Source organism: Mobiluncus porci, assembly GCF_009695935.1.
In the GTDB taxonomy this organism is placed as follows: domain Bacteria; phylum Actinomycetota; class Actinomycetes; order Actinomycetales; family Actinomycetaceae; genus Mobiluncus; species Mobiluncus porci.
In genome coordinates this window covers 1-1,869 of sequence record NZ_VUMY01000037.1, presented here as the reverse complement: position 1 = coordinate 1,869, position 1,869 = coordinate 1, and the positions used below count along the sequence as shown (strand labels likewise).

The following is a 1,869-nucleotide window of genomic DNA, read 5'->3' as shown; positions in this document are numbered from 1 at the left end:
GGATGTTGTCCACTTTCCCCAGTAATGATCATGTTCAATCAAGCTTTTTTCGTATACGAAACTAGGAGCGTGGGATAATCTGGTTATGGTTCTCAAACGCAGCAAGGCTCACAAGAAGCTGGCAAAGAAAGCCGCGCAAGCTCTCGCTCCCGTTGCGGAAAAGCCGTATCTCCCACCGTCGAGGGATTCTTTGGATCCTGTGGAGTGGGTGGAACTCTTCGATGGTATAGGCTTTCGGGTTTATGCCTGGTACTTCAAGAAAACCAGCAAAGCTAGTCTGCGCAAACTTGCAGATTTTCACATTCAGGCTCTTCAAATTTTTCCTGGTGGCGACATTTCTGCGGGTGTTTTGGTTGCCTCCGCTGATTGTCTCAATCATGGAACCTTGCACTTCCATAATGAGATAAAGGATCCGCAGCACCTGGAACGCAAAGACGTTATGACACTGAACTCACCAATGGACGTTGAGGTTGCTTTTGTGCACGTGTACGACAAATTGTTGGAGTACGCTGGTACAATAATTTCGAGGAGGTCAGTCGAATGAATGAAGAACTTAATGATGCACGCCGCCAAGTTCATGCCTTGATTGGTTTAAACGCACTTCCTTTGCCAGTTGTCAACAACGATGGTGATGCGGTAGTTGTCGTCGCATTGGCTGATGAATCGGTTCCTGTATTGATTGACCGCATCCGTCAAAGCGGGGGATACGCCAACGTGTTCGTGAAAATGAGCGATTACCTGGTTCAGTTCGGAATGATTGAATCCTCATGTGCTCTGGACGAAGATCCCAATCCAATAAGGGTCTACCAGGACAACACTGCAACTGTCGGAGCGTTTGTTGACTTCCTTTCTCAATCCGATTCCCCCGTAGGAATCGAACTTATCGCGGGGCAATCCCCACTGAAAGTATCACAAACAAAAGTTCTCTCAATGGTCTAAAACGAGACCTGACACCACGGAAAACCGGGGTATTTTTTTCAACGCGAATCGGCATAATATTACCCGTTTTGTAATATTTACCCTCCGCTAAACCTCACTCCCGGCCGCGGGCGTTGCTCACTTTTCGCTGTTTTTGCCCCAGTTTCCGCGCCCGGGTCGTGCCGCGTTCCATTGGTCGATGGTTTCGGGGAGCCATCCGCGCACGGCGCGCCGCCCTTCCCCGATGACGGCGTCGGGTTCGGGGAGTTTGTAGCGGCTTAACGTGGCGGGCTTCACGCCTATGCGGGTGGCTACCTCAGCGCGCCCCAGGTAATATTTAGGCATCGGCTTGCTTTCTTTCCTTGCGTACTCTAATCAGCCAAATAGTGGCTATTGCTCCAAGGGCTATCCAGGCTGCAATGGTCACCCATTGTGGTTTTGCGGGGGTGAGGAAGGCGTTGGTGTAGCCTGTTATTGCTATGGCTACTGCGGTGGCTTGATTTTGGTGTTTCATGGCTATTCTGCTTTCTGGGGCTGGTCGGTTAGGATTGGCCTTACGGCCTGGGGTTGAAGATACTTGCTTTATTTTCAACCCCAGGCTTTCAGGATTTGCGGTGTCTGCCGTTACCGGGTGGCGGTTTGGGCGGTGGTCTTAGTGCCATGATTCCGGTGAATATCACCAGTAGGGCGGTTAGTGCCGTGTCGATCCATTCCTTCATGTTTATCACCTCCTTACACAAACAATAATACATGACTAATAATGTATTGTCAAGTTGTGAACCGAACAGAAAATCAAACACCCGCACTCATCCGTTCCGCCAACGCCGCATCCCGTTCGCGGGTCGCGTGCTGGTAGATTAGCACCGTGTTAATATCCGAATGCCCGGCGCGCCGAAGTAACTCAGCCAACGTCGCCCCACACTGACCCGCATGAGTAAGCCCCGAATGGCG

At 50.9% G+C, this 1,869-nt stretch carries 4 protein-coding genes; 2 read left to right on the top strand and 2 right to left on the bottom strand.

Features of this window, described 5'->3' with window-relative positions; all coding sequences use genetic code 11:
• The first annotated feature begins 85 nt into the window (after positions 1–85).
• Together FYJ63_RS10955 and FYJ63_RS10950 are read left to right on the top strand one after the other, a co-directional pair.
• Complete coding sequence (locus FYJ63_RS10955) at positions 86–544, top strand: hypothetical protein (RefSeq protein WP_154546640.1); 459 nt, start codon at positions 86–88, stop codon at positions 542–544.
• Positions 541–939 carry a hypothetical protein gene (locus FYJ63_RS10950; RefSeq protein WP_154546638.1) on the top strand — a complete coding sequence of 133 codons (399 nt, stop codon included), beginning with the start codon at positions 541–543 and terminating at the stop codon, positions 937–939. Before FYJ63_RS10955 ends, FYJ63_RS10950 begins: the two co-directional genes overlap by 4 nt.
• 117 nt (positions 940–1,056) lie before the next feature.
• Here the strand turns inward: FYJ63_RS10950 and FYJ63_RS10945 are convergent, their stop codons facing one another.
• Positions 1,057–1,263, bottom strand: a complete 207-nt coding sequence (locus FYJ63_RS10945; protein ID WP_154546636.1) for a helix-turn-helix transcriptional regulator — start codon at positions 1,261–1,263, stop codon at positions 1,057–1,059.
• Complete coding sequence (locus FYJ63_RS10940) at positions 1,256–1,432, bottom strand: hypothetical protein (RefSeq protein WP_154546634.1); 177 nt, start codon at positions 1,430–1,432, stop codon at positions 1,256–1,258. The genes FYJ63_RS10945 and FYJ63_RS10940 overlap by 8 nt, the downstream gene beginning before the upstream one ends.
• Between the last annotated feature and the right edge of the window lie 437 nt (positions 1,433–1,869).